Source organism: Mycobacterium paraintracellulare (assembly GCF_000276825.1).
Classification (GTDB): domain Bacteria; phylum Actinomycetota; class Actinomycetes; order Mycobacteriales; family Mycobacteriaceae; genus Mycobacterium; species Mycobacterium intracellulare.
The window spans coordinates 476468-501959 of the sequence record NC_016948.1; the positions used below are offsets into that span (position 1 = coordinate 476468).

26 protein-coding genes are annotated in these 25492 nt (G+C 70.0%); 13 read left to right on the top strand and 13 right to left on the bottom strand.

Features of this window, described 5'->3' with window-relative positions; genetic code table 11:
- Positions 1-2: 2 nt before the first annotated feature.
- From OCQ_RS02370 to clpC1, 4 genes are all read left to right on the top strand, one after another.
- The gene (locus OCQ_RS02370; protein ID WP_008263499.1) at positions 3-818 is read left to right on the top strand and encodes a type III pantothenate kinase; all 816 of its coding nucleotides are present in this window, start codon (positions 3-5) and stop codon (positions 816-818) included.
- 50 nt (positions 819-868) lie between these two features.
- Positions 869-2365 carry a lysine--tRNA ligase gene (gene lysS / locus OCQ_RS02375; protein ID WP_008263500.1) on the top strand — a complete coding sequence of 499 codons (1497 nt, stop codon included), beginning with the start codon at positions 869-871 and terminating at the stop codon, positions 2363-2365.
- 127 nt (positions 2366-2492) lie between these two features.
- Positions 2493-2831, top strand: a complete 339-nt coding sequence (lsr2, locus tag OCQ_RS02380) for a histone-like nucleoid-structuring protein Lsr2 (RefSeq protein WP_008263502.1) — start codon at positions 2493-2495, stop codon at positions 2829-2831.
- A 336-nt stretch (positions 2832-3167) separates the two neighbouring features.
- Complete coding sequence (gene clpC1, locus OCQ_RS02385) at positions 3168-5711, top strand: ATP-dependent protease ATP-binding subunit ClpC (RefSeq protein WP_008263504.1); 2544 nt, start codon at positions 3168-3170, stop codon at positions 5709-5711.
- A 24-nt stretch (positions 5712-5735) separates the two neighbouring features.
- Here clpC1 and OCQ_RS02390 read toward each other — a convergent pair whose 3' ends face one another.
- Both OCQ_RS02390 and mhuD read right to left on the bottom strand, forming a co-directional pair.
- Positions 5736-7100: a serine hydrolase gene (locus tag OCQ_RS02390; protein WP_008263511.1), complete on the bottom strand. Its 1365-nt coding sequence runs from the start codon at positions 7098-7100 to the stop codon at positions 5736-5738.
- Positions 7075-7395 (bottom strand): mycobilin-forming heme oxygenase MhuD, encoded by a 321-nt coding sequence (gene mhuD / locus OCQ_RS02395; protein ID WP_003875625.1) that lies wholly within the window; start codon positions 7393-7395, stop codon positions 7075-7077. Before mhuD ends, OCQ_RS02390 begins: the two co-directional genes overlap by 26 nt.
- 61 nt (positions 7396-7456) lie before the next feature.
- Here mhuD and OCQ_RS02400 point away from each other — a divergent pair, with 61 nt between their 5' ends.
- The gene (locus tag OCQ_RS02400; protein WP_009957607.1) at positions 7457-8227 is read left to right on the top strand and encodes an alpha/beta fold hydrolase; all 771 of its coding nucleotides are present in this window, start codon (positions 7457-7459) and stop codon (positions 8225-8227) included.
- A 4-nt stretch (positions 8228-8231) separates the two neighbouring features.
- Here OCQ_RS02400 and OCQ_RS02405 read toward each other — a convergent pair whose 3' ends face one another.
- Complete coding sequence (locus tag OCQ_RS02405; RefSeq protein ID WP_041784776.1) at positions 8232-9143, bottom strand: HhH-GPD family protein; 912 nt, start codon at positions 9141-9143, stop codon at positions 8232-8234.
- Between OCQ_RS02405 and OCQ_RS02410 the strand changes: the two genes are divergently transcribed.
- Together OCQ_RS02410 and OCQ_RS02415 are read left to right on the top strand one after the other, a co-directional pair.
- Positions 9142-9759: a carbonic anhydrase gene (locus OCQ_RS02410; protein WP_008263518.1), complete on the top strand. Its 618-nt coding sequence runs from the start codon at positions 9142-9144 to the stop codon at positions 9757-9759. The two genes, OCQ_RS02405 and OCQ_RS02410, sit on opposite strands and share 2 nt — an antisense overlap.
- A gap of 138 nt (positions 9760-9897) precedes the next feature.
- On the top strand, positions 9898-10701 hold the full coding sequence (locus OCQ_RS02415; protein ID WP_085976473.1) for a hypothetical protein: 804 nt from the start codon (positions 9898-9900) through the stop codon (positions 10699-10701).
- A 12-nt stretch (positions 10702-10713) separates the two neighbouring features.
- On the opposite strand, the gene disA is transcribed toward OCQ_RS02415, so the two are convergent.
- From disA to OCQ_RS02430, 3 genes are read right to left on the bottom strand one after another with little or no spacing between them, the layout of a single operon-like run.
- Entirely contained in the window at positions 10714-11796 is a 1083-nt protein-coding gene (gene disA / locus OCQ_RS02420; RefSeq protein ID WP_008263522.1) for a DNA integrity scanning diadenylate cyclase DisA, read from the bottom strand.
- Between the two features lie 16 nt (positions 11797-11812).
- Positions 11813-13225 carry a DNA repair protein RadA gene (radA, locus tag OCQ_RS02425; RefSeq protein ID WP_008263524.1) on the bottom strand — a complete coding sequence of 471 codons (1413 nt, stop codon included), beginning with the start codon at positions 13223-13225 and terminating at the stop codon, positions 11813-11815.
- A 49-nt stretch (positions 13226-13274) separates the two neighbouring features.
- Positions 13275-13832 (bottom strand): hypothetical protein, encoded by a 558-nt coding sequence (locus tag OCQ_RS02430; protein ID WP_008263526.1) that lies wholly within the window; start codon positions 13830-13832, stop codon positions 13275-13277.
- A gap of 278 nt (positions 13833-14110) precedes the next feature.
- On the opposite strand from OCQ_RS02430, the gene carD reads away from it, so the two are divergent.
- From carD to OCQ_RS02460, 6 genes are read left to right on the top strand one after another with little or no spacing between them, the layout of a single operon-like run.
- Positions 14111-14599: an RNA polymerase-binding transcription factor CarD gene (gene carD / locus OCQ_RS02435; RefSeq protein WP_003419482.1), complete on the top strand. Its 489-nt coding sequence runs from the start codon at positions 14111-14113 to the stop codon at positions 14597-14599.
- 16 nt (positions 14600-14615) lie between these two features.
- A complete protein-coding gene (gene ispD, locus OCQ_RS02440; protein ID WP_014383750.1) occupies positions 14616-15305 on the top strand; it encodes a 2-C-methyl-D-erythritol 4-phosphate cytidylyltransferase in 690 nt (229 codons plus the stop codon).
- Positions 15302-15790 carry a 2-C-methyl-D-erythritol 2,4-cyclodiphosphate synthase gene (gene ispF / locus OCQ_RS02445; protein ID WP_014378997.1) on the top strand — a complete coding sequence of 163 codons (489 nt, stop codon included), beginning with the start codon at positions 15302-15304 and terminating at the stop codon, positions 15788-15790. The genes ispD and ispF overlap by 4 nt, the downstream gene beginning before the upstream one ends.
- Before the next feature lie 49 nt (positions 15791-15839).
- Positions 15840-17249: a cysteine--tRNA ligase gene (cysS, locus tag OCQ_RS02450; RefSeq protein ID WP_041784779.1), complete on the top strand. Its 1410-nt coding sequence runs from the start codon at positions 15840-15842 to the stop codon at positions 17247-17249.
- An 11-nt stretch (positions 17250-17260) separates the two neighbouring features.
- Positions 17261-18193, top strand: coding sequence for a 23S rRNA (guanosine(2251)-2'-O)-methyltransferase RlmB (rlmB, locus tag OCQ_RS02455; RefSeq protein WP_008263538.1), 933 nt, complete (start codon positions 17261-17263; stop codon positions 18191-18193).
- A complete protein-coding gene (locus tag OCQ_RS02460) occupies positions 18194-19108 on the top strand; it encodes a glycerophosphodiester phosphodiesterase (protein WP_009957011.1) in 915 nt (304 codons plus the stop codon).
- Here OCQ_RS02460 and OCQ_RS02465 read toward each other — a convergent pair.
- The 7 genes from OCQ_RS02465 to OCQ_RS02495 are packed head-to-tail and all read right to left on the bottom strand — an operon-like array spanning position 19105 to position 25392.
- Positions 19105-20346, bottom strand: a complete 1242-nt coding sequence (locus tag OCQ_RS02465; RefSeq protein ID WP_014383752.1) for an SLC13 family permease — start codon at positions 20344-20346, stop codon at positions 19105-19107. The two genes, OCQ_RS02460 and OCQ_RS02465, sit on opposite strands and share 4 nt — an antisense overlap.
- A gap of 3 nt (positions 20347-20349) precedes the next feature.
- Positions 20350-21276 (bottom strand): MBL fold metallo-hydrolase, encoded by a 927-nt coding sequence (locus tag OCQ_RS02470; RefSeq protein ID WP_009957014.1) that lies wholly within the window; start codon positions 21274-21276, stop codon positions 20350-20352.
- The gene (locus tag OCQ_RS02475) at positions 21276-22034 is read right to left on the bottom strand and encodes a LamB/YcsF family protein (protein WP_008263550.1); all 759 of its coding nucleotides are present in this window, start codon (positions 22032-22034) and stop codon (positions 21276-21278) included. The genes OCQ_RS02470 and OCQ_RS02475 overlap by 1 nt, the downstream gene beginning before the upstream one ends.
- Before the next feature lie 22 nt (positions 22035-22056).
- Positions 22057-22767: a sensor domain-containing protein gene (locus OCQ_RS02480; RefSeq protein WP_014383753.1), complete on the bottom strand. Its 711-nt coding sequence runs from the start codon at positions 22765-22767 to the stop codon at positions 22057-22059.
- A 44-nt stretch (positions 22768-22811) separates the two neighbouring features.
- A complete protein-coding gene (locus tag OCQ_RS02485) occupies positions 22812-23672 on the bottom strand; it encodes a metal ABC transporter permease (RefSeq protein WP_008263555.1) in 861 nt (286 codons plus the stop codon).
- Positions 23672-24493 (bottom strand): metal ABC transporter ATP-binding protein, encoded by an 822-nt coding sequence (locus OCQ_RS02490; RefSeq protein WP_014383754.1) that lies wholly within the window; start codon positions 24491-24493, stop codon positions 23672-23674. The genes OCQ_RS02485 and OCQ_RS02490 overlap by 1 nt, the downstream gene beginning before the upstream one ends.
- Positions 24490-25392, bottom strand: coding sequence for a metal ABC transporter solute-binding protein, Zn/Mn family (locus tag OCQ_RS02495; protein ID WP_014383755.1), 903 nt, complete (start codon positions 25390-25392; stop codon positions 24490-24492). Before OCQ_RS02495 ends, OCQ_RS02490 begins: the two co-directional genes overlap by 4 nt.
- Positions 25393-25492: the final 100 nt, after the last annotated feature.

Sequence of the window (25492 nt, forward strand, 5' to 3'; positions counted from 1 at the left end):
CCGTGCTGCTGGCGATCGACGTCCGTAACACCCACACCGTCGTCGGGCTCATATCGGGCGCCAAGGAGCACGCAAACGTCGTGCAGCAGTGGCGGATCCGCACCGAATCGGAGATCACCGCGGATGAATTGGCGCTGACCATCGACGGATTGATCGGCGACGACTCCGAGCGGCTCACCGGCGCCGCCGCGCTGTCGACCGTCCCCTCGGTGCTGCACGAGGTGCGGCTCATGCTCGACCAGTACTGGCCGTCGGTGCCCCACGTGCTGATCGAGCCCGGGGTGCGCACCGGCATCCCGCTGCTGGTGGACAACCCCAAAGAGGTGGGCGCCGACCGAATCGTCAACTGCCTGGCGGCCTTTCACAAGTTCGGTCAGGCCGCCATCGTCATCGACTTCGGGTCCTCGATCTGCGTGGACGTCGTGTCGGCCAAGGGCGAATTCCTCGGCGGCGCGATCGCGCCCGGGCTGCAGGTTTCCTCCGATGCCGCGGCGGCCCGCTCGGCCGCGCTGCGCCGCGTCGAGCTGACCCGGCCCCGTTCGGTGATCGGCAAGAACACGGTCGAGTGCATGCAGGCCGGTGCGGTGTTCGGGTTCGCCGGTCTGGTCGACGGCCTGGTCGGACGCATCCGTGACGACGTGGACGGCTTTGCCGGTGACGACGTCGCCATCGTGGCCACCGGACACACCGCGCCCCTGCTGCTGCCCGAGCTGCAGACCGTCAGCCATTACGAACAGCACCTGACCCTGCACGGCCTGCGGCTGGTCTTCGAACGCAACCGCGACGCCCAGCGCGGCCGGCTGAAGACCGCCCGCTAGGGCGCCCGCCGGTCAAGGGCACCACGAGAGTTGATTTAAGCTGGCACGTCGTGAGTGCCGACGAGCCAGATATTCCCGAGCAGTACCGGATCCGCCGGGACAAGCGCGCTCGGCTGCTCGCCGAGGGGCGCGACCCCTACCCGGTCGCCGTCGAACGCACCCACACGTTGGCGCAGGTCCGCGCCGCCCACCCCGACCTGCCGGTCGACACCGCGACCGACGACGTCGTCGGCGTCGCCGGCCGGGTGATCTTCGCCCGCAACTCGGGAAAGCTCTGCTTCGCCACGCTGCAGGAGGGCGACGGCACCACGCTGCAGGTGATGGTCAGCCTCGACAAGGTGGGCCGCGAATCCCTCGACGCGTGGAAGGCCGACGTCGACCTGGGCGACATCGTCTACGTGCACGGCAACGTGATCAGCTCACGGCGCGGCGAATTGTCCGTGCTGGCCGATTCGTGGCGGATGGCGTCGAAGTCGTTGCGTCCGCTACCGGTCGCGCACAAGGAGATGAGTGAAGAGGCGCGGGTGCGGCAGCGCTACGTCGACCTGATCGTCCGCCCGCAGGCGCGCACGGTCGCCCGGCAGCGGATCGCGGTCATCCGCGCCATCCGCAACGCATTGGAGCGCCGCGGCTTTCTCGAAGTCGAAACCCCGATGTTGCAGACGCTCGCCGGCGGCGCGGCCGCGCGGCCCTTCATCACACATTCCAATGCGCTGGACATCGATCTCTACTTGAGGATCGCACCGGAACTGTTCCTCAAGCGGTGCGTGGTCGGCGGTTTCGACAGAGTTTTCGAACTAAATCGCGTGTTTCGAAACGAAGGTGCGGATTCCACGCATTCTCCCGAATTCTCCATGCTCGAGACCTACCAGGCGTACGGAACGTATGACGATTCGGCGGTTGTGACGCGCGAGCTTATTCAAGAGGTCGCCGACGAGGCGATCGGAACCCGACAACTACCGCTGCCCGACGGCAGTGTCTACGACATAGACGGAGAATGGGCTTCGATCGAAATGTACCCGTCGTTGTCGTCGGCGCTCGGTGAAGAGATCACGCCGGAGGCGACGGTGGAAAAGCTGCTCGGCATCGCCGATCGCCTCGGCGTCGAGATCCCGCGCGACCGTGGTTACGGACACGGAAAGATCGTCGAGGAGCTGTGGGAGCACACGGTGGGCAACGCGCTCGTCGCACCCACGTTCGTGCGGGACTTCCCGGTCGAGACAACACCTTTGACGCGCCAGCACCGCAGCATCGCCGGCGTCACCGAGAAGTGGGACCTGTATGTGCGCGGGGTCGAGCTGGCCACCGGTTACTCGGAATTGAACGACCCGGTCGTGCAGCGGGAGAGGTTCGCCGCCCAAGCGCGCGCGGCGGCCGCCGGCGACGACGAGGCCATGGTGCTCGACGAGGATTTTCTTGCCGCACTCGAGTATGCGATGCCGCCATGTACCGGAACGGGAATGGGTATCGACCGGTTGTTGATGACATTGACCGGACTGTCAATTCGGGAGACAGTTTTGTTCCCCATTGTTCGGCCACACTCGTAGTCGAAAAGCTCAACCCTGCAACGCCCGTACAGATTGAGTATGCTGCGTTGTTATGGCAGATTGGTGACCGGGGAGGTCGATCCAATCTGCTCAGCAACTGCTCAGGACGAAATGCGAGGGTGAGCCAATGGCAAAAAAAGTGACCGTCACCTTGGTCGATGATTTCGACGGTGCCGGCGCAGCCGACGAAACGGTCGAATTCGGGCTTGACGGGGTGACCTATGAGATTGATCTTTCGTCCAAGAATGCCGCGAAACTTCGCGGGGATCTGAAGCAGTGGGTGGAAGCCGGTCGCCGCGTCGGCGGCCGCCGGCGGGGGCGGTCCGGCTCGGGACGCGGGCGCGGCGCCATCGACCGTGAGCAGAGCGCGGCGATCCGCGAATGGGCTCGCCGGAACGGGCACAACGTGTCGACGCGCGGCCGCATCCCGGCCGACGTCATCGACGCGTTCCACGCCGCAACCTGACAGTCTTCAAACCGGCGCCCGGGCCCCAAGCCCGGGCGCCGGTTTGTCATTTCGCTCGGCGCGAAACGATGGTCGGGCGTCCCGGGAAACGAATTGGGACATTGCAACGTTTCTTGGGATACGGCGGGTAAAGCCCCAGGCAGTCGCAAGTGAGATCAGGGCCGGAACGACCGAGTTGCGTCGACAGCGAACGAGGCCGCACAAGGTTAGGTCCGCCGGCAAGCCGACCATTACAGTGGATGGCAGGTACGCGATTCCGGCCACAGGGGACCGGCAGGGTTGTTCGAAGGGCCGCTAACTAGTTTGTACCGATGTTGAGGGAGAGCAGGTAACCCGATGTTTGAAAGATTTACCGACCGTGCCCGCAGGGTCGTCGTCCTGGCGCAAGAAGAGGCCCGGATGCTCAACCACAACTACATCGGCACCGAGCACATCCTGCTGGGTTTGATTCACGAGGGCGAAGGCGTCGCGGCGAAGTCGCTGGAGTCGCTGGGCATCTCGCTCGAGGGCGTTCGCAGCCAGGTCGAGGAGATCATCGGCCAGGGCCAGCAGGCGCCGTCGGGCCACATCCCGTTCACCCCGCGCGCCAAGAAGGTTCTCGAGCTGAGCCTGCGCGAGGCGCTGCAGCTCGGCCACAACTACATCGGCACCGAGCACATCCTGCTGGGCCTGATCCGTGAGGGTGAGGGCGTGGCCGCGCAGGTGCTGGTGAAGCTGGGCGCGGAGCTGACCCGGGTGCGCCAGCAGGTCATCCAGCTGCTGAGTGGCTACCAGGGCAAGGAGGCCGCCGAGGCGGGCACCGGTGGCCGCGGTGGCGAGTCCGGCAGCCCCTCGACGTCGTTGGTGCTCGACCAGTTCGGCCGCAACCTGACGGCCGCCGCGATGGAAGGCAAGCTGGACCCGGTCATCGGCCGCGAGAAGGAAATCGAGCGGGTGATGCAGGTGCTGAGCCGGCGCACCAAGAACAACCCGGTGCTGATCGGCGAGCCCGGCGTCGGCAAGACGGCCGTCGTCGAGGGCCTGGCGCAGGCCATCGTGCACGGCGAGGTCCCGGAGACACTCAAGGACAAGCAGCTCTACACGCTGGACCTGGGCTCGCTGGTCGCGGGCTCGCGCTACCGCGGTGACTTCGAGGAACGCCTCAAGAAGGTGCTCAAGGAGATCAACACCCGCGGCGACATCATCCTGTTCATCGACGAGCTGCACACCCTGGTGGGTGCGGGCGCCGCCGAGGGCGCGATCGACGCCGCGTCGATCCTCAAGCCCAAGCTGGCCCGCGGCGAGCTGCAGACGATCGGCGCCACCACGCTCGACGAGTACCGCAAGTACATCGAGAAGGACGCCGCCCTGGAGCGCCGCTTCCAGCCGGTGCAGGTCGGGGAGCCGACGGTGGAGCACACCATCGAGATCCTCAAGGGCCTGCGCGACCGCTACGAGGCGCACCACCGGGTCTCGATCACCGACCCGGCGCTGGTCGCGGCGGCCACCCTGGCCGACCGCTACATCAACGACCGGTTCCTGCCGGACAAGGCGATCGACCTGATCGACGAGGCGGGCGCCCGGATGCGGATCCGCCGGATGACCGCGCCGCCAGACCTGCGCGAGTTCGACGAGAAGATCGCCGACGCGCGCCGGGAGAAGGAATCGGCGATCGACGCCCAGGACTTCGAGAAGGCGGCCAGCCTGCGGGATCGGGAGAAGCAGCTGGTGGCCCAGCGCGCCGAGCGCGAAAAGCAGTGGCGCTCCGGCGATCTCGACGTGGTCGCCGAGGTCGACGACGAGCAGATCGCCGAGGTGCTGGGCAACTGGACGGGCATCCCGGTGTTCAAGCTCACCGAGGCCGAGACCACGCGGTTGCTGCGCATGGAGGACGAGCTGCACAAGCGGATCATCGGCCAGGAGGACGCCGTCAAGGCCGTCTCCAAGGCGATCCGCCGCACCCGCGCCGGGCTGAAAGACCCCAAGCGCCCGTCGGGTTCGTTCATCTTCGCCGGCCCGTCCGGTGTCGGTAAGACCGAGCTGTCCAAGGCGCTGGCGAACTTCCTGTTCGGCGACGACGACGCGCTCATCCAGATCGACATGGGCGAGTTCCACGACCGGTTCACCGCGTCGCGGTTGTTCGGCGCCCCGCCGGGATACGTCGGCTATGAGGAGGGCGGCCAGCTCACCGAGAAGGTGCGCCGCAAGCCGTTCTCCGTGGTGCTGTTCGACGAGATCGAGAAGGCGCACCAGGAGATCTACAACAGCCTGCTGCAGGTCCTCGAGGACGGTCGGCTCACCGACGGTCAGGGACGCACGGTGGACTTCAAGAACACCGTGCTGATCTTCACCTCGAACCTCGGCACGTCCGACATCTCCAAGCCGGTCGGCCTGGGCTTCACCCAGGGTGGCGGTGAGAACAACTACGAGCGGATGAAGCAGAAGGTCAACGACGAGCTGAAGAAGCACTTCCGCCCGGAGTTCCTCAACCGCATCGACGACATCATCGTCTTCCACCAGCTGACCCGCGACGAGATCATCCGGATGGTCGATCTGATGATCCAGCGCGTCGGCAACCAGCTCAAGAGCAAGGACATGGCGATGGAGCTGACCGACAAGGCCAAGGCATTGCTGGCCAAGCGCGGCTTCGACCCCGTGCTGGGTGCCCGTCCGCTGCGGCGCACCATCCAGCGCGAGATCGAGGACCAGCTCTCGGAGAAGATCCTCTTCGAGGAGGTCGGTCCCGGCCAGGTTGTCACGGTCGACGTCGACAACTGGGACGGCGAGAGCGCCGGCGAGGACGCGAAGTTCACCTTCACCGGCACCCGCAAGCCGCCGGCCGAGCCGGACCTGGCCAAGGCCGGGGCGCACGCCGCGCCGCAGGGGCCGGACCCGCAGTAGCGAGCGGTTCTCGCGGCGCCGGCGCTATCGCGGCGCGATCAACGCGAAGGCCTGCTTGGCGACCTGCAGCATCCAGCCGGTCACGGTCGGCCCGTGGTCGCGCGGCCAGGTCAGCTGGAAGCTGACCACCCAGGGCTGCCGCGTCTTGTCGACGGCATACCAGCTGAACGTCAAATCACCCGGCAGGCCACCGGCTTTCGCGCCGATGTAGGGCCACACGTTGCGGTCCAGCTGGATACCCGCCACCGCGGAGAGGATTTCGCGCACCGGCGCGGCCTCGCCGACGGCGTCGGCCTGCAGCGCCGCGTGGACCCGGCAGATGTCCTCGGCGTTGCCGTACCACTCCGCGCCGTACGAGGACGCGGGTGAGTGGGCGCGCATCGGATCCGGGTCGTACGGCGTGGAATTCGCCTGCTGAAGCAGTTGGGCCCGCACCTGGGGGGACCCGTGCTCCCATTGGCCGCGCAGGTCGGGTCTGCCCCAGCCGACCGAGAAAAGCTCGTACATGGTGGGGAAGGGCGTCATGCTGGCCGGGTCGTGATGGCCGGCCGTGGCGAGCGCTTCGGAGATGGCCTGCGTGCCCAACTTTCCGATCAGCAGATCGGTGGCCATATTGTCGCTGGTGGCGATCATCTTCTCGGCGGCCTTGCGAACCGAGACGTGGGCCCCGGCGGGCAGCGCCAAACCCGACGAGCCGACGGCCCGGCTCTTGTCGGTGACGGTCAGTTGGTCATCCCAGGACACCGTGCCGTTCTTGATGGCGCTGGCCAGGGCATGCAACACGTACAGCTTGAAAATCGATGCCAGCGGCAGGGATTCGCGGGCGTTGGTGCCCGCCACCGGGTTGCAGTGGCCGTCGTCGACCTTGGCGACCTGATAGGAGTAGCGCGCGCCGGTCTTGCTCAGCACCGCGTCGATGTCCTGCCACGACTTGACCGTCGGCGCCCGCGTGTCCAGGTCGAACCGGTCCACCCACCCGCCGTCGTCGGTGTGGATCCGGATGTCTTGGCGGGCACCGTAGGACGACGTCAGGTGCAGGGTGGCCACGCTCGCACCGATGTCGACGCCGTCGAGGGCGAACGGGCGATCCCACCACAGCGCCTCCATGGTGGTCTGCACCGACTCGACCTTGTCGGCGGCGGCCAGCGTGCCGACCCCGACCGGCCCGATGGGCCAGTCCGAGTTGAGCATGTCCAACGTCTGCTGGGCCCGAATGCCGGGCGGGGTCCGGGTGTCGATCTGCCGTCCCGAATTTGCCGCGTTCGCCTGCGGTGAGGGGGAGGGGGCGCAGCCGGGCGCCGAGGTGACGATCAGTGTGGTGGCGGCGCTCAGCGCCAGCGCGCGGCGCCAGGCCGACCGCCCGCTAGCCAGCCTGCTTGTTTGCGGCAACGTCCAGCACAACCTCGAATTCCAGCAGGGACGCCCCGGTCGCCACCGGGTTGGCCCGATGGCCGGCGTGGGCCTCGATGGCCGGACCCTTCGCCCACGCCTGGAACGCCTCGTCGGACTCCCAGTGCGTCACCACGAAGTAGCGGTCCTCGCCCTGGACCGGGCGCAGCAACTGGAAGCCGAGGAAACCGGGCTGATTCTCCACCGCGTGCGCGCGGTGGGCGAACCGCTTCTCCAGTTCGGGGCCGGCGTCGGCGGGAACTTCGATTGCGTTGATCTTCACCACAGGCGGCATGCCGCTAGGCTACCCCGCCCCCCGCGCCGTTCAACTAGGGCGGTCCACGCAAGATGGTGACATGCCCGGCGATTTGTTGACGCGTCACGGGGGACGCGGCGAGCCGTTGGTGCTGGTGCACGGCCTGATGGGGCGCGGGACCACGTGGACGCGTCAACTGCCGTGGCTGACCCGCTTGGGCACCGTCTACAGCTACGACGCGCCATGGCATCGGGGGCGCGACGTCGACGATCCGCACCCGATCAGCACCGAGCGGTTCGTGGCCGACCTGGGCGACGCGGTGGGCGAGTTGGGCGCCCGGGTCAGGATCGTCGGGCATTCGATGGGTGCCCTGCACGCATGGTGCCTGGCCGCGCAGCGCCCCGAACTGGTTTCCGCGCTGGTGCTCGAGGACATGGCTCCAGACTTCCGCGGCCGCACCACCGGCCCGTGGGAACCTTGGCTGCACGCGCTTCCGGTCGAATTCGATTCCGCGGAGCAGGTATTCGCCGAATTCGGGCCCGTCGCCGGGCAGTATTTCCTGGAGGCGTTCGACCGCACCGAAACCGGGTGGCGGCTGCACGGTCACACCTCACGATGGATCGAGATCGCCGCGGAGTGGGGCACCCGCGACTACTGGGCGCAATGGCGGGCGGTGCGCGCCCCGTCGCTGCTCATCGAGGCCGGCAACTCGGTCACGCCGCCGGGCCAGATGCGGCAGATGTCCGAAAGCGGCCATGCCACAACGTATTTGCGTGTTCCGCAAGCGGGTCACCTGATCCACGACGAAGCGCCCGGCCAATACCGCGAAGCGGTGCAGGCTTTCCTGGCCGCGCCGCATCCGCGGGCCTGATCCGCTACCCCTCGCCGGCCAACGCGAACCGGCCGTCGCGGGTCTGTGTCACCAGGCCGTCGGCGAGCAGGGAATACAGCGCCCGGTCGCGCTGCGCGGTGTCGGTCAGCCACGCCACATCCAGCTCGGCCCGACTGGCCGGGGAATCCTTGGCGCGCAACACATCCAGCAGGCGGCCGCGAACCTGGCGGTCGGTGCCGGCATAGGTCTGGACGCGTCGCGGCGGTCCTTGCGCGGCGGGATAACCCGCGCGCCGCCAGGCGCATTGGCCCAGCGGGCACAGCCCGCATCGCGGGGTGCGCGCGGTGCACACCGTCGCTCCCAGCTCCATCAGCGCGACCGAGAACTGCGGTGCGGTCGCGTCGTCGGGTAGCAGAGCCGACACGTCGGCGTGGTCGCGGGTCGCGGACGGCGCGCCCGCGTCGGCCAGGCCGTGCACGACGCGCGCCACCACCCGGCGCACGTTGGTGTCGACCACCGGCACCCGCCGGCGATAGGCGAAGCAGGCGACGGCGCGCGCGGTGTAGCTGCCGACGCCGGGCAGCGTCAGCAGGGTATCGACGTCATCGGGGACGACGTCGTCGTGATCGCGCGCGATCACGGTGGCGCACTCGTGTAATCGCTTGGCCCGCCGCGGATAACCGAGCTTGCCCCAGGCGCGCAACACGTCCGCGGCGCTGGCCGCGGCCGTCGCCGACGGGGTCGGCCAGCGCCGGACCCAATCCGACCAGATCGGCAACACCCGGGCCACCGGCGTCTGCTGCAACATGAACTCGCTGACCAGGATCTGCCAGGCGCTCACCCCGGGTTCGCGCCAGGGCAGGTCGCGGCGTGAGGTCTCGTACCAGGCCAAAAGATTGGTAACTGATATGTATGCCGGACCCGGCGTTGCTTGTTCCGGCATGATGGCAGCCATGCCTAACACCAGTCCGGTAACAGCGTGGAAGTCACTCAAAGAGGGTAACGAGCGATTCGTCGCCGGTAAGCCGCAGCATCCCAGCCAAAGTGTTGAGCATCGAGCCAGCCTGGCCGCCGGGCAGAGTCCCACCGCGGTCGTGTTCGGCTGCTCGGACAGCCGGGTCGCCGCCGAGCTCATCTTCGACCAGGGCCTGGGCGACATGTTCGTGGTGCGCACCGCCGGGCAGGCCATCGACACCGCGGTCCTGGGTTCCATCGAGTTCGCGGTGAGCGTGCTCAACGTGCCCCTCATCGTCGTCCTGGGTCACGACAGCTGCGGCGCGATCAAGGCCGCCCTGGGCGCGATCGAAGAGGGATCCATCCCGGGCGGTTTCGTGCGCGACGTGGTGGAGCGGGTCGCGCCGTCGATCCTGATGGGCCGCCGTGACGGCCTGAACCGCGTCGAGGAGTTCGTGGAGCGACACGTACGCGAAACCGTGGCGCAGCTGGTGTCGCGGTCCACGGCGATCGCCGAGCGGATCGCCGACGGCACGGTCGCGGTGGCCGGTGTCACCTACCACCTTGCCGACGGGCGCGCGGCGTTGTGTGACCACGTCGGCGACATCGGCGAATAGCGGGCCGAGTAGCGGGGCCGATCGCGGGCGAATGGGCCGCGCGGTCGGCCGCCACTAACACGGTGATTGGCCGGCAAACCTAGCGACACGCCGAGGCGGGTCAACCGAATCGGCGTGACCTGGGCCTACGCTGCGAACGTGCTCGATCTGGAACCGCGTGGCCCGCTACCCACCGAGATCTATTGGCGGCGCAGAGGCCTGGCCGTGGGCATCGCGGTCGTCGTGATCGGGATCGTGGCCGCCACCGTCATCGCGTTCATGGGGCACAGCTCGGGAGCCAAGCCCACCACCGCCGACAAGCCGAACTCAGCGCAGAGCAAGCCGGGATCGCCCGCGCCCCAGGCGCCGCCACCGGCGGGGCCCGAAAGCCCCGCCCCCGGGGCGCCGCCGGCGCAGGGCCAGAACCCCGAGACGCCCACCCCCACCGCCGCGGTGCAGCCGCCGCCGGTGCTGAAGGAGGGTGACGACTGCCCCGACTCGACGCTGGCGGTCAAGGGCCTGACCAACGCTCCCCAGTACTTCATCGGTGACCAGCCGAAGTTCACCATGGTCGTCACCAACATCGGGCTGGTCGCGTGCAAGCGCGACGTCGGGGCCGCGGTGCTGGCGGCCTACGTCTACTCGCTGGACAACAAGCGGCTGTGGTCGAACCTGGACTGCGCGCCGTCCAACGAGACGCTGATCAAGACCTTCACGCCGGGCGAGCAGGTGACCACCGCGGTGACGTGGACCGGCATGGGATCGGCGCCGCACTGCCCGCTGCCGCGGCCGGCGATCGGGCCGGGCACCTACAACCTGGTCGTCCAGCTGGGCAATCTGCGCTCGATGCCGGTGCCGTTCATCATGAACCAGCCCCCGCCGCCGCCGGGCCCGGTGCCCGGCCCGGGCCAGCCCGGCGCCGTGCCGCAGCCGGAGGCGCCGCCGATGCCCCCGGCCGGCTGACCTCAACGAGCATTAGCTCAGTGAGTCGGTGATCGTCGACTCCGCCAGCTGCGACAGCCCCTCCCGCACGTGGCGCGCCCACATCGCGCCGATGCCGTCGACCGATTGCAGGTCGCTGGCGCTGGCCGCCAACACGTTCTGCAGCGTCCCGAACGAGCGGACCAGCAGATCGGCGTGGGCGAACTGCAGCCGGGGGATGCCGGCCAGCGCGCGGTAGCCGCGCGGGCTGACCGCCGAATCCTGCGCCTCCGTCGTCGTCGGGTAGCCGAAAACCTTTGCCAGAGCGGTGAAGTCGAGCAGCTCGGTGTCCGAGAGCGCGTCCAGCTCGTCCAGCGTCGCGGTCAGCTGCGCTTCGGACAGCGGCTCCGGGCTGGCGTGGTAGTCCCGCACGATCAGCTCCCGGGCGATGTCGTTGCCGCCGAGCAGCTCGTCGAGCTGCAGCCGCAGCTGGCGCCCGTCGGTGCCGAGTTCGACGACGTCGTTGTCGATCACCTGGCCGATCCGCCGGACCAGCTCGAGGCGCTGCACCACCGTCAGGACGTCGCGCAGGGTGACGAAGTCCTCGATCTCGGCCCGCGACAGCTGCCGGCTGACCTCGTCGAGCCTGATCTTGTACCGCTCCAGGGTGGCGATGGCCTGATTGGCCCGCGACAGGATCGTCGCGGAATCGGCGACCACGTGGCGCTCCCCGCCCACGTAGACGGTCACGATGTTCATCGAGTGGCTCACCGAGATCACCGGGTATCCGGTCTGGATCGCCGCCCGCTCCGCCGACCGGTGTCGAGTCCCCGATTCGTCGGTGGCGATCGACGGGTCCGGCACCAACTGCACGTTGGCGCGCACGATGCGGCTGCCGTCGGTGGACAGCACCACGGCGCCGTCCATCTTTGCCAGCTCGCGCAGCCGGGTCGGCGCGTAGCGCACGTCCAGCGCGAAGCCGCCGTCGCAGATGGCTTCGACGTTTTCGTCGTTGCCGAGCACGATCAGCGCGCCGGTGCGGCCGCGCAGGATGCGTTCCAGGCCGTCACGCAGCCCGGTCCCCGGCGCCAGGCGGGCAACGGTGTCACGCAACGTCGGTCGGGTCACAGCGTGCATTCTGCGGCCCATCGCGTCACGCGTCCAGCCGGTACGGGTTTGCGGGGCCGCCCCGGCGCTCGGCGATGTCGATCATGTGCTGGAGCGCCGCGACGATGGTGGGCGCGCGCAGCGCGCGCATCCCGCGGGGCACGATATCGCGCCGGGGGTCGTCGCCGTCCGGGATGAGCGCGACGGTGAATCCCTGGCGCGCGGCCTCGGACAGCCGCCGCTCCATGCCGCTGACCCGCCGCAGGTCGCCGGCCAGGCCCACCTCCCCGATCATCACCGCCGTGGTGGGCAGGGGCAGATCGGCCAGCGCGGACGCCAGCGCGACCGCGACCGCCAGGTCCGATGACGGGTCGGTCAGCCGCATGCCGCCGACGGTGGACAGGTAGATGTCGTGGGCGGCGACGGGCAACTTGGCGTGCTTTTCCAGCACGGCGGTGATCATGGCGGCCCGCGAATGGTCGATGCCGCTGACGGCGCGGCGCGGCGAACCGCCCGACGGCGAGGCCAGCAGGGCCTGCACCTCGCCGATGAGCGGACGTTTGCCGTCGAGGGTCACCGTGATCGCGGTGCCCGGAACCGGCGCGGGGCGCTGGTCCAAGAACAGGTTCGACGGGTCGGCGACCCCTTCGATCCCGTTGTCGTGCAACAGGAAACACCCGACCTCGTCGGCGGCGCCGAACCGGTTCTTGATGCCCCGGACCATCCGCAGCGAGCCGTTGCGGTCACCCTCGAAGTGCAGGACCACGTCGACGAGGTGCTCGAGGGAACGCGGCCCGGCGATGGCCCCGTCCTTGGTGACGTGCCCGACCAGGATCAGCGCGACCCCGTTGGTCTTGGCCGCCGCGGTCAGCGCCGACGTCACCGCCCGCACCTGCGTGACGCCGCCGGCGACGCCGTCGGCCTCGGTGGTGGACATGGTTTGCACCGAGTCCACGATCACCAGCGCGGGCTTGACCGTGGCGATGTGCTCGAGCACGGTGTGCAGGTCGGATTCGGCGGCCAGGTACAGCTCGTCGCCGCCGCAGCCGATGCGGTCGGCGCGCAACCGGATCTGGCCGGCGGACTCCTCGCCGGAGATGTACAGCGCGCGGCGGCCGGATTCCGCCCAGCGGTGGGCGACCTCGAGCAACAGCGTCGATTTCCCCACGCCCGGATCGCCCGCCAGCAGCGTGACCGAACCGGGCACCACGCCGCCGCCGAGCACCCGGTCGAGTTCGCCTACGCCCGTCGTGCGGTGCTGGCTGGCGCCCGGCTCGATGGACGTGATCGGCACGGCCTGCGACGCCGCGGCACGAACGGCGCGGCGCCCGGCGACGGTACTGAGCACCGGGACCTCGTCAACGGTGCCCCAGGTGCCGCACTCGAGGCAGCGGCCGACCCATTTCGCGGTGACGTGCCGGCATTCCGAGCAGCGGTATTGCGAGCGCGCGGTTGCCACGTGATGACGGTATCGAGCCGCTACGACAAGCCCCCGTCACGACAGGCGGTTACCCCGCGTGATTTTGGTGCGGCGGGGTCACTCCGGCCGAAATCGGGACCAGCACGGTGGCCTGCCCGGCCTTCTCGAAGTTGAACGTGAAGTTGTAGGTCAGGCCGTTCGAGATGGGCTTGGCCAAGGTGACGGTCGCCTTGGCCGCGGTGCTGGAATCGATCGGTCCCGGCGCCACCTTCTGGCCCTCGGGCGTGCCGATGAACAGCATCCCGCCGGCGGGCAGGCGGGTGTCGCCGCTGATCGCCACGGCGCCGACGTCGCTGGTGATGCCGACGAGCCTGTCCGGGGTGGTCGGCGACTGGTTGACGGCCACCAGCACCAGGTCGACCGCCCGGCCGGGCTGCAGGAAGTCACCCGTCTGCGTGGCCTGGAGGTGGATGTTGCGCAACGCCACGTTGTTGAAGGTGACCTTGTTCCCGTTGATGGCGGGCTCCTGCACCGCCATCTGCGAAACCTGACCGGCCCCGCAACCGCTGAGCAGCGCGGCCAGCACGGCCAGCACGCCGGCCACGGCGATCGCGGGAAGGCCGAGGCGGATCTTGAAGCGGTTCACTCTCTACAGCCTCCTGCTCGGCCGGTTCGACTAATGCAACTATGCACAGTAGTAGGGACGCTGTGCACGCGGTAGCGCGGGGCGCCAGACCAGCGCAGGAGCTGTTTTAAAGGCCGCCAACCGCCCGGTCCGGGGGCGTTGGTAATGTGCTGCACTGCACGACTTGGTCCCCATGTCAACCCCTAATCTGCGCGTGTTGTGCCCCTGACCTGCATCGTTGCTTCGCGCGTGGTTAGGCGGGCGTGTTAGGATGAAGTAACGAAAGGGGCTCGAATCAGATGATCTTCAAGGTCGGCGACACCGTTGTTTATCCGCATCACGGTGCTGCGTTAGTCGAGGCGATCGAAACCCGGACGATCAAAGGGGAACAAAAAGAATATCTCGTCTTGAAGGTGGCGCAGGGAGACCTGACCGTTCGAGTTCCCGCGGAGAACGCCGAGTACGTCGGCGTCCGCGACGTCGTCGGACAGGAAGGCCTCGACAAGGTGTTCCAGGTGCTGCGCGCCCCGCACACCGAGGAGCCGACGAACTGGTCGCGCCGCTACAAGGCCAATCTCGAAAAGCTTGCCTCCGGCGACGTCAACAAGGTGGCCGAGGTGGTGCGCGACCTGTGGCGCCGCGACCAGGAGCGCGGACTGTCGGCCGGTGAGAAGCGCATGCTGGCCAAGGCCCGCCAGATCCTCGTCGGTGAACTGGCGTTGGCGGAGAGCACCGACGACGCCAAGGCGGAGACCATCCTCGACGAGGTTCTGGCCGCCGCTTCCTGAAGGTCCTGACGCTTCGGTGGCCCGACAGACGGGCACCTCGGGCAACGTAATCGCCGTCGTCCCGGCCGCAGGTTCGGGCGAACGACTGGCGGCGGGAATCCCCAAGGCATTCTGCGAGATTGCCGGCCGCACCCTGCTGGAGCGCGCCGTCGCGGGTCTACTGGAATCCGGCGTGGTCGATCACGTCGTGGTGGCCGTGCCCGCCGACCGGATCGACGAGGCCAAGCGCGTCCTCGCCGGCCGGGCCACCGTCGTCGCCGGCGGGCCCGACCGCACCCGATCCGTCGACCTGGCCTTGGCCGCCCTCCCCGTGGCCGCCGCGTACGTGCTGGTGCACGACGCGGCGCGCGCGCTGACCCCTCCGACGCTGATCACCCGCGTGGTCGACGCCCTGCGGGCCGGCCACGACGCCGTGGTGCCCGCGTTGCGGCTGCACGACACCATCAAGGCCGTGGACGCCAACGGGGTGGTCCTGGGGACGCCGGAGCGCGACGGGCTACGGGCGGTGCAGACGCCCCAGGGGTTCGCCACCGACCTGCTGCAGCGCGCCTACCGGGCCGGCGCCGGCGCGGCCGGTTTCACCGATGACGCGTCGCTGGTCGAGCGCGTCGGCGGGCGGGTCCAGGTGGTCGACGGCGATCCGCTGGCGTTCAAGATCACCACCCAGCTCGATTTGTTGCTGGCCGAAGCGATCGTGCGCCGATGAGCGAGCCCCTTCCCGTCCCCAGGGTCGGCCTGGGCGTCGACGTGCATCCGATCGAACCCGGGCGGCCGTGCTGGCTGCTGGGACTGCTGTTCGCCGACGCCGACGGCTGCGCAGGTCACTCCGACGGCGACGTGGGGGCGCACGCGCTGTGCGACGCGGTGCTCTCGGCGGCGGGCCTCGGCGACGTGGGCGCCGTGTTCGGGGTCGACGATCCGCGCTTCGCGGGCATCAGCGGCGCGGACATGCTGCGCCACGTCGCCGCACTGGCGTCGGGCGCAGGCTTCCGGGTCTCCAACGCCGCCGTGCAGGTCATCGGGAACCGGCCGAAGGTCGGTCCCCGCCGCGCCGAGGCGCAGCGCGTGCTGTCGGAATTATTGGGAGCGCCGGTGTCGGTGTCGGCGACCACGACCGACGGGTTAGGGCTGACCGGACGCGGTGAGGGGCTGGCCGCCATCGCCACCGCGCTGGTGGTCCCCGCGGGCTAAGCCCGCGCAGCGCCGGGCGCCGGGGAACTACCCGGTAAGCTGGCACGTCGTGACCGATCGCGCCCGCTTGCGGCTACACGACACGGCAGCCGGTGCTGTGCGTGATTTCGTGCCGCTGCGCGAGGGCCACGTCTCCATCTACCTCTGCGGCGCCACCGTGCAGGGCCTGCCGCACATCGGCCACGTCCGCAGCGGGGTGGCCTTCGACATCCTGCGCCGCTGGCTGATCGCCCGCGGGTGCGACGTCGCCTTCATCCGCAATGTCACCGACATCGACGACAAGATCCTCAACAAGGCCGCCGCGGCGAACAGGCCGTGGTGGGAGTGGGCGGCCACCTACGAACGCGCCTTCTCCGCCGCCTACGACGCCCTGGACGTGCTGCCGCCGTCGGCCGAGCCGCGGGCCACCGGCCACATCACCCAGATGATCGAGTTGATGGAACGCCTGATCGAAACCGAGCACGCGTACGCCGCCGGCGGCGACGTCTACTTCGACGTGCTCAGCTACCCGGAGTACGGGCAACTGTCCGGCCACAAGATCGACGACGTCCATCAGGGCGAGGGCGCGGCCACCTGCAAACGCGACCAGCGCGACTTCACCCTGTGGAAGGCCGCCAAGCCCGGCGAGCCGTCCTGGCCCACGCCGTGGGGCCGCGGCCGCCCGGGCTGGCACCTGGAATGCTCGGCGATGGCCCGCACCTACCTGGGCGCCGAATTCGACATCCATTGCGGCGGAATGGATTTGGTCTTCCCGCATCACGAGAACGAGATCGCCCAGAGCCGCGCCGCCGGCGACGGCTTCGCCCGCTACTGGCTGCACAACGGCTGGGTGACGATGGGCGGCGAGAAGATGAGCAAGTCGCTGGGCAACGTCCTGGCCATCCCGGCGCTGCTGCAGCGGGTCCGGCCCGCCGAGTTGCGCTACTACCTGGGCAGCGCCCACTACCGGTCGATGCTGGAATTCTCCGAGACCGCCCTGCAGGACGCGGTGAAAGCCTATGTGGGCGTTGAGGAATTCCTGCACCGGGTGCGGGTTCGGGTCGGTGGCGTCGAGCCCGGCCAGTGGACGCCGAAGTTCGCCGACGCGCTCAACGACGACCTGGCGGTGCCGGCGGCGCTGGCCGAGGTGCACGCCGCCCGCGCCGAGGGCAACCGGGCGCTGGACTCCGGCGATCACGACGGCGCGCTGCGCCACGCCCGGGCGATCCGCGCGATGATGGGCATCCTGGGCTGCGACCCCCTCGACGAGCGCTGGGAGACCCGCGACGAGACGTCGGCGGCGCTGGCCGCCGTCGACGTGCTGGTGCACGCGGAGCTGGAGAACCGGGAGAAGGCGCGCGAGCAGCGCAACTGGGCGCTCGCCGACGAGATCCGGGACCGGCTCAAGCACGCCGGCATCGAGGTCACCGACACCGCCGACGGGCCGCAGTGGTCGCTGCAGGCCGGCCCGGATCAGTAGGGGCCACGCACATGGCCGGCAATTCGCGACGCCGCGGCGCAATCCGTAAGGCGGGCACCAAGAAGGGCCCGACCGTCGGTTCGGGCGGCCAGCGTCGCCGCGGGCTGGAGGGCCGCGGCCCCACGCCTCCCGCGCACATGCGCCCCAACCACCCCGCCGCCAAGCGCGCCCAGTCGCCGTCGCGCCGCCCCGCGCGGGGTAAGACCGACGAGACCGAGACGGTGCTGGGCCGCAACCCGGTGCTGGAGTGCCTGCGCGCCGGCGTGCCGGCGACCGCGCTCTACGTGGCGCTGGGCAGCGAAGCCGACGAGCGCCTCACCGAATCCGTCTCCCGCGCCGCCGATTTGGGCATCGCGATCCTGGAGGTGCCGCGCACCGACCTGGACCGGATGACCAACAACCATCTGCACCAGGGCATCGCGTTGCAGGTGCCGCCCTACAACTACGCCCACCCCGACGACCTGGTGGAGGCGGCGACCGGTTCGCCGCCCGCGCTGCTGGTCGCGCTCGACAACATCTCCGACCCCCGCAACCTGGGCGCCATCGTGCGTTCGGTCGCCGCGTTCGGCGGCCACGGCGTGCTCATCCCGCAGCGGCGGTCGGCCTCGGTGACGGCGGTGGCATGGCGCACCAGCGCCGGGGCCGCGGCCCGCGTCCCGGTGGCCCGGGCCACCAATCTCACCAGGACACTGACGGATTGGGCGGATCGCGGCCTGCGGGTGATCGGGCTGGACGCCGGCGGCGACACCACGCTCGACGACCTCGACGGCACCGACCCGATCGTGGTCGTCGTCGGGTCGGAAGGCAAGGGGCTGTCGCGGCTGGTGCGGCAGAACTGCGACGAGGTGGTGTCCATCCCGATGGCCGGCAATGCCGAATCGCTGAACGCCTCGGTGGCCGCCGGGGTGGTGCTCGCCGAAATCTCGCGCCAGCGCAGGGGTTAGGTGATCGCCCGCCTCGTTGCCGCGCTGCTGGCATCGGCGGTGCTTGTGGCGGCGCCGGCCGCCGCGCAGGCACCCGACTTCGACCTGCAGGCCCACCGCGGCGGCCGCGGGGAGGCCACCGAGCAGTCGTTGCGGGCCTTCGCCAGGTCGCTCGAATTGGGGGTCAGCACACTGGAACTCGACGTCGTGCTCACCCGGGACCGCCAACCGCTGGTGTGGCACGACCCGACGATCGCGGCCGAGAAGTGCGCCGACACCGCACCCGCATTCGCCGGCGACCCGCAGTACCCCTACGTCGGCAAACTCGTGCACGAGCTCACGCTGGCCCAGATCCGCACCCTGGACTGCGGGCGCCGGCTGGACGACTTCCCGAACGCCGAAGTGGCGCCGGGCAACAGGATCGCCACACTGCCTCAGGTTTTCGCACTCGCCGACTCCTACCGCGCCGACGCCGTGCGCTACAACATCGAAACCAAGGTGGACGCCGATGAACCCGAGCCGCAGGAGTTCGTCGACGTGATACTGGCCGCGGTCAGGGCCGCGGGCAAGGTCGAGCGGGTGGACATACAGAGCTTCGACTGGCGCACGCTGCCGTTGGTCCACCGGGCCGAACCGTCAATCCCGTTGGTGGCCCTCTATGACGAGCAGACTCCCGGCGATCCGCTGATCGGCGCGCTGACGGTGGGCGCCGACGCCGTCTCACCGGACTACCCGCTGGTCGCCGGCAAGCCGTACGTCGACCGCGCGCATGCGTTGGGGCTCAAGGTCATTCCGTGGACGGTCGACGACGTCGACGCCATGCGCCGGCAGATCGGGTACGGGGTCGACGGCATCATCACCGACTATCCGACGGCGCTGCGGGGTGTGCTGGCCGAGCTGTCCATGCCGTTGCCGCCGGCATACCGTCGGGTTTAGAGGCCGAGCGCCCGCGCCGACGCCCACAGCGCGAGCACCGCCACCGCCAGCGACGCGGGCACGGTGCACACCCCGAGGCGGGTGTATTCGCCGACCCCGGCGTCGACGTCGTGCTGGCGAAGCACGCGCCGCCACAACAGGTTTGACAATGACCCGACGTAGGTCAGGTTGGGGCCGATGTTGACCCCGATCAGCACCGCCAGCACCGCCACCGGCCCGGCCGGGGCGACCAGCGGCAGCAACACCAGGGTGGCGGGCAGGTTGTTGACGACGTTGGCCAGCACGGCCGCGATCGCGGCGATCGCCAGCAAGGCGGGCAGGCCCGAGCCCGACGGCAGCACCGCCGACATCGCCCGGTCCATCCCGCCCAGCATGACCGCCCGCACCACGACCCCCAGCGCCAGCACGAACACCAGGAAGGACACGTTGGCCGAGCGCACGATCTCCGACACCGAGGTATGGCGGCGGCGCAGGCTGCGCGCCGCCAGCGCCGCGGCGCCGCACAGCGCCACCCAGGCCGGCGCCACCCCCACCGACTGGGCGACCGCGAACCCGGCCAGCGTCAGCGCGACGACCACCAACACGAACACCGGCGGGCGTGGTGGCGCGCCGCGTTGCTCCGGGTTCGGTTGCACCCGTAGGTCCTTGGCGAAGAACCAGCGGAAGACCACGTAGAGGGTGGCCACCGCGCCGAGCCACGGCAGCGCCATCACCAGCGTGAACTTGGTGAACGAGATGTCGGCAGTGTGGAAGGCCAGCAGGTTGGTCAGGTTGGACACCGGCAGTAGCAGCGAGGCGCCATTGGCCAGATGGGCGGTGGCGTAGGCGTAGGGCCGCACCCGCGTGCGCTGCCGCCGCACGGCGGCGAGCACCACCGGGGTCAGCAGCACCACGGCGGCGTCCAGGCTCAGCACGGCGGTGATCCCGGACGCGATCGCGAACACCCGCCGCAGCAGCGTGCCCGACCCGACGCGTCCGCGCGCGATCGCCGCGCCGGCGGCCTCGAACAGGCCCTCGTCGTCGCACAGCTTGGCCAGCACCAGCACCGCCCCGAGGAAGGCGACCACCTCGGACAGGTCGGCGATCTCCGTGGCAGCCTGCTGGACCGAGACCGCCCCGATCCCGACCAGGATGAGCGCGGCCGGGATCGCGGCAAGCGCCTCGGGCCAGCCCCGTGGGCGCGCGACGGCGAACCCCAGGACGACGGCGAGCAGCAACAGCGCGACGGTCAGTGCCAACGTCTAGACCGCTTCGCCCCACGGGTCCTCGCGCCGCCACACCGTCGGCAGGTGCAGCGCGACACCGTCCTGTGCGGCCAGCTCATCGAGGACGCGGATGGAGACGTCGAGGTCGTCGCCCGCATAGGGCAAGGCGCGCAACGGCTTTGTCAGCGGGCGGAAGAAGTCGTCCCAGTGGATGAGGATCACCCGGCGAGCGCCCACCGCGCGGACGGTCTCGGCCCAATAGTCGACCAGATACGACTGCGGCTGCAGCCCCAGCTGCCCGACGGACAGGTAGACGGCATCGGCGCGGTGGCCGGCCAGCGCCCCCTTGACGAAACCGGCGCTGCCCTGGATCAGCAGCCGCCGGCCCGTCGGCCGGTGGGCCACCAGCGTCGACCACGACTCGCCGCAGCGGTACGCCGACGCCTTCACCGGGGTGATCAGCGGTTCGTCGATCACGCCGGGATACCGGTCGGGTGGGCAGTGGTGGGAGTTTACCAACGTTATCTCGTAGTCGCCCAACCGAATTGGCTGCCCGTCGACCGCGACGACGATCCGGTTCTCCGGGAGGCCGTAGCCGCGCCCGACGTTGGCCGCGGACTGGCCGCCGATCAGCTGCGCGCCGGTGCGGTCGGCGACCAGCGCGGAGTCCAGCACGTGGTCGATGTGGGTGTGCACCGGGATGACGGCGGCCAGTCGCGACACCTTGGCGCGGGCCAGGCATCCGTCGACGCGGGCCGGCGACGGCGCCACCCTGCCGGCCGCGATCTTGGCCAGGCCCGGCCGGGAGAAGTAGCCGTCGGTCATCAACGCCGACGAGCCGTCGTCGATCAGCAGCGTCGCCACGCCCATCCAGGTCACCGAGAGCCCGTCGGGTCCGGCCGCGGGGGCGTCGAATCGGTCCGCGTACCGGGCGATGTCGGGGCGCCCGAGCTTGAGCCGCATCAGCAGAACGCCCGAAGGTCGGCGCCGGCCGCCGTGAGGCGATCGCGGACCGCGGTGGCAATCCGCACCGCCCCCGGCGAATCACCATGCACGCAAACCGATTCCACGCTCACCTCGATGTGGCTCCCGTCGATCGCGGTGACCTGGCCCGCGGTCACCATGGCGGTGACGCGCTCGGCGATCGCGCCCGGATCGTGCAATACCGCGCCGGGTTCGCGGCGGGAGACCAGCCGCCCGTCCGGGCGGTAGGCCCGGTCGGCGAACGCCTCGGCCACGGTCCGCAGACCGCGTCGGGCGGCCTCGTCGAAGAACGCCGACCCGGCCATGCCCAGCACCGGCAGGCCGTCGTCGACGAGCCGCACCGCCTCGGCGACCGCGGCGGCCTGCTCGCTGTTGGTCACGATCGTGTTGTACAGCGCCCCATGCGGTTTCACGTAGGACACGACAGAACCGCACGCGTGCGCGATCGCCTGCAGCGCGCCGATCTGATACACCACGTCGGCGATCAGGTCGTCGGCGGCGACGTCGATGAAGCGCCTGCCGAACCCGGCCAGGTCGCGGTAGCTCACCTGCGCCCCGATGCGCACCCCGCGCCGCGCGGCCGAGGTGCATACCCGCACCAGTCCGGCGGGGTCCCCCGCGTGGAAACCGCACGCCACGTTGGCGCTGGTGACGATGTCGAGCATGGCGTCGTCGTCACCGAGGCGCCAGACGCCGAAGCCCTCGCCCAGGTCGGCGTTGAGGTCGATACCGGCCACCCGCCCAGCTTATGGGGGCGGGCTATTGCCCGGCGACCTTGGCCGCGATCTGCTGGGCAATGTCGGCGGCGGACCCGCCGGCCAGGAAGGACGCGCACGTGGCGACGTCGATGGCGATGTTGTTACGAACGGTCAGCGCCCGCTGGCACGTCCAGCCGTCGCCGCCGTCCTGAGCTGTCGACGTGCTGAGTGTGCCGCCGACTTTGTGGGCGTCGCCCGCGGTCCACACGATTTCGGGCTTGCCCGGGGGACGGTCGACGAACTTGCGGTTGGCGCAGGCGAACCACCGCCGCACCGAGGCGTCGTAGAAGGTGTTGGCCTGGCGCGCGGTTGGATAGGCGATCACGGCCTCGGCGGCGGAGTCATTGCGGACGGTGGGGTCGTCGTAGTTGTCGTCCAGTTGTTGGCCGCGCATCGCGGTCCAGCCGGTGTCCGCATACACGGCTTCCTGGGCGGGACCGTCCACCGCCAGGCAGCTCTTGTCGCTGAAAGTCGCGCTGGAGTCCCACATCGCCTGTGTGCGGTTGCGGACCCGCATCCCCGCGGTGAGCACGGAGTTGATCTGGCCCTGGTCGAGCAGCAGTCCGTCGAGGGCGGCGACGGCCACGGGGGGCTGCGGCAGCGGGCCGGGGGTGTCTGCGGGCGCGGCGCTTCCGTCGACGACGGTGGTGCAGCCGACCGCGAGGGTGGACACCGCCGCCTGCACCAGGACCGCGATTCGCCTGCGCGCCATGGCCTCCGAGCCTTCCCCGACGTGGGCCGATCTGTGCGACCAGCTTAGGCGGACGCCTCGCGCCGGCGCCCCACCAGCCAGCAGACCAGGTAGATCAGAAATGAGATGCTCGCGACGAAGACCGACACCGGCACGCCCGGCGCAAGCGATAACACGATCCCGCCGACCGCGGCCACCTCGGCGAACACCACCGAGGTCAGCATGGCCGCCGCCGGCGAGGTGACCACCCGGGCCGCCGCGGCCGCCGGCGTGATCAGCAGCGACATCACCAGCAGCGCCCCGACGATCTGCACCGCCTGGGCGGCCACCACCCCGACCAGCGCGGCGAACACGATCCCGAGCGCGTGAACCGGCACGCCGCGGGCGGCGGCGACGTCGGGGTCGACGGTGGCGAACAGCAGCGGGCGGTAACACGTTGCCAGCACGGCGATGACGAGGAGGCAAACCAGCGCCAGCATCGTCAGCCCCGTGTAGCCGACCCCGACGATCTGGCCGGTCAGCAGCGCGAAGCTGGTCGCCGTCCGGCCCGGGTAGAGGTGGATGAACAACACCGCCAGGCCCAGGCCGAACGCGAGGACCACCCCGATCACCGAATCGCGTTCCCGGGCGCGCCGGCCCAGCACGCCGAACAGCGCCGCCGCGAGGGCGCTGCCGATCAGCGCGCCCAGACCCACCCCGAATCCGACGAGCAGCGCGAAAGCGGCTCCGGTCAACGACAATTCGCTGGACCCGTGCACGGCGAACGACATTTGCCGCATCACGATGAACGGCCCGATCAGCCCGGCCACCAAACCCAGCAGCGCGGCCGCCACCAGCGCCTGCTGCACGAAGTCGTGGCTGAGCAGATGCGCGGTGATGTCGAAGGAGAACAGGTGGTGTCCCACGTCGGCGAGCCGGTGCTCCATCAGCCGTGGCCGTCGGTGCGCTCGCCGGCCACCACGTAGCCGTCCCTGACCTTCACCACCTGGATGTCGGATCGATACAGCGCCGAGAGCGTCTCGCTGGTCATCACTTCGTCGACGGTGCCGATCCTGAACCGGCCGTCGACCAGGTACAGCACCCGGTCCACATACGGCAGGATCGGGTTGATCTCGTGGGTGACGACGATGACCGTGGTCCCCGCCTCCCGGCGGCGCCGGTCGATCAGCGCCGACACCAGCTTCGCGTTCGCCGGGTCCAGCGTCAGCAGCGGTTCGTCGCACAGCAGCAGGGTCGGGTCGCTGACGAGTGCCTGGGCGATGCGTACCCGCTGCAGCTCGCCGCCGGACATCACGCCGACCCGGACGTCCGCCAGGCGTTCGCCGTTTACCTGGCTCAGGGCGTGGGCGACGGTCGCGCGCCGCCGGGCACGGTCGCGGGACCGCAGCGGGACGGCGCCCCAGCGCCCGCCGTCGACACCCAGCCGAACCAGGTCCCGTCCCCGCAGCATCACGTCGCGGTCCAGCGGGCGATGTTGCGGCACATAGCCGATGCGGCCGCTACCCGAGGTGATCGGCCTGCCTTCCACCAACCCGACGCCGGCGCTCAGCGGCAGCTGCCCCAGGAGCACGTTGAGGAGCGACGTCTTGCCGCTGCCGTTGGGGCCGAGCACCGCGATGAACTCGCCGCGCGACACCGACAGGTCCAGGTGGTCCCACAGCACCCGGTCGCCGAACGCCAGGCGGGCGCCGCGCAGTGACACGGTGTCCGGGTGCCGATCGACGGCGGGTGCCGTGTCGATGCTCACGGCTGGACGGGCCGGCTCGACTGCAGCGCGGCCAGCAGCCGTTCGACCGTATTGCGTTGCCAGCTCAGGTAATCCGCCCCGTCGGGCAGGGTCTCGGCCACCTCGGTGACGGGCACACCCGCGTGACGCGCGGCGTCGCGCAGGCCGGTGATTGCGGCCGCCGAGGTCTGCGGGTTGACCACCAGCGCCGACACCTGAGCCCGGTCGATGAGGTCGAGGACCGACGCCAGATCGGCCGGCGCCGGGTCGGTCTCGTTCTCGATCGCCGCGGCGAACGAGGGCGGGGTGCGGTTCAGCAGGCCCGTCGCCTTCAGCAGGTAGAAGGCGACCGGTTCGGTCGCCACGACCGAGGTGTGGGGGTAGGCGGCGGCGATGCCGTGTTCGGTGCCGGCGATGGCGTCGGCGCCGCGCCCGAACGTGGCGGCACTGGCCCGGTAGTCCGCGGCGTTGCCCGGGTCGATCGTCGCGAGCCGGTCGGCGATCGTGGCGGCCACCGCCTTGGCGACGCTCAGGTCGTAGAAGACGTGCTCGTTGCGCGGTTGCCCGTCGTTCTCGAGGAACGAGTAGGCGTTGACCGGCCTGGCGCCGGGCTGGCGGGCCAGCACGTCGTCGACCCATCCGTCGTAGCCGCCGCCGTTGTAGACGACCAGGGCGGCGTCGGCGATGGCGGCGGCGTCCGAGGGGCTGGCCTCGTAGGAGTGCGGGTCGGTTTCCGCGCCGCTCAGGATGGACTTGACCGCCACATGGCTGCCGGCGACGGCGCGCGCGACGCTGCCCCACACGTCGGTGGACGCGACGACGGCAGACGCGTGCGGGTGCGCGGGGTGCCCGCCGCAGCCGGACAGCACCGCCGAGCCGGCCACGGCCAATGCGGCCGCCAGCCCACGCGTCAGTGCCATGCGCACGTCCGATTTCCTCCCGCCCGCCAGCAAGCCGATCCACAATACTAATGAAAATCGTTTCCATTACAAAGCCGCGGTCGGAAGCGCATGGGCCGCG

Excerpts from the sequence above, each read along its gene's own strand:
- lsr2 (WP_008263502.1), top strand. The coding sequence starts at position 2,493 with ATGGCAAAAAAAGTGACCGTCACCTTGGTCGATGATTTCGACGGTGCC.
- clpC1 (WP_008263504.1), top strand. The coding sequence starts at position 3,168 with ATGTTTGAAAGATTTACCGACCGTGCCCGCAGGGTCGTCGTCCTGGCG.
- mhuD (WP_003875625.1), bottom strand. The coding sequence starts at position 7,395 with ATGCCGCCTGTGGTGAAGATCAACGCAATCGAAGTTCCCGCCGACGCC.
- OCQ_RS02400 (WP_009957607.1), top strand. The coding sequence starts at position 7,457 with ATGCCCGGCGATTTGTTGACGCGTCACGGGGGACGCGGCGAGCCGTTG.
- OCQ_RS02410 (WP_008263518.1), top strand. The coding sequence starts at position 9,142 with ATGCCTAACACCAGTCCGGTAACAGCGTGGAAGTCACTCAAAGAGGGT.
- OCQ_RS02405 (WP_041784776.1), bottom strand. The coding sequence starts at position 9,143 with ATGGCTGCCATCATGCCGGAACAAGCAACGCCGGGTCCGGCATACATA.
- disA (WP_008263522.1), bottom strand. The coding sequence starts at position 11,796 with ATGCACGCTGTGACCCGACCGACGTTGCGTGACACCGTTGCCCGCCTG.
- carD (WP_003419482.1), top strand. The coding sequence starts at position 14,111 with ATGATCTTCAAGGTCGGCGACACCGTTGTTTATCCGCATCACGGTGCT.
- ispF (WP_014378997.1), top strand. The coding sequence starts at position 15,302 with ATGAGCGAGCCCCTTCCCGTCCCCAGGGTCGGCCTGGGCGTCGACGTG.
- rlmB (WP_008263538.1), top strand. The coding sequence starts at position 17,261 with ATGGCCGGCAATTCGCGACGCCGCGGCGCAATCCGTAAGGCGGGCACC.
- OCQ_RS02470 (WP_009957014.1), bottom strand. The coding sequence starts at position 21,276 with ATGCGGCTCAAGCTCGGGCGCCCCGACATCGCCCGGTACGCGGACCGA.
- OCQ_RS02480 (WP_014383753.1), bottom strand. The coding sequence starts at position 22,767 with ATGGCGCGCAGGCGAATCGCGGTCCTGGTGCAGGCGGCGGTGTCCACC.
- OCQ_RS02485 (WP_008263555.1), bottom strand. The coding sequence starts at position 23,672 with ATGGAGCACCGGCTCGCCGACGTGGGACACCACCTGTTCTCCTTCGAC.
- OCQ_RS02495 (WP_014383755.1), bottom strand. The coding sequence starts at position 25,392 with ATGGCACTGACGCGTGGGCTGGCGGCCGCATTGGCCGTGGCCGGCTCG.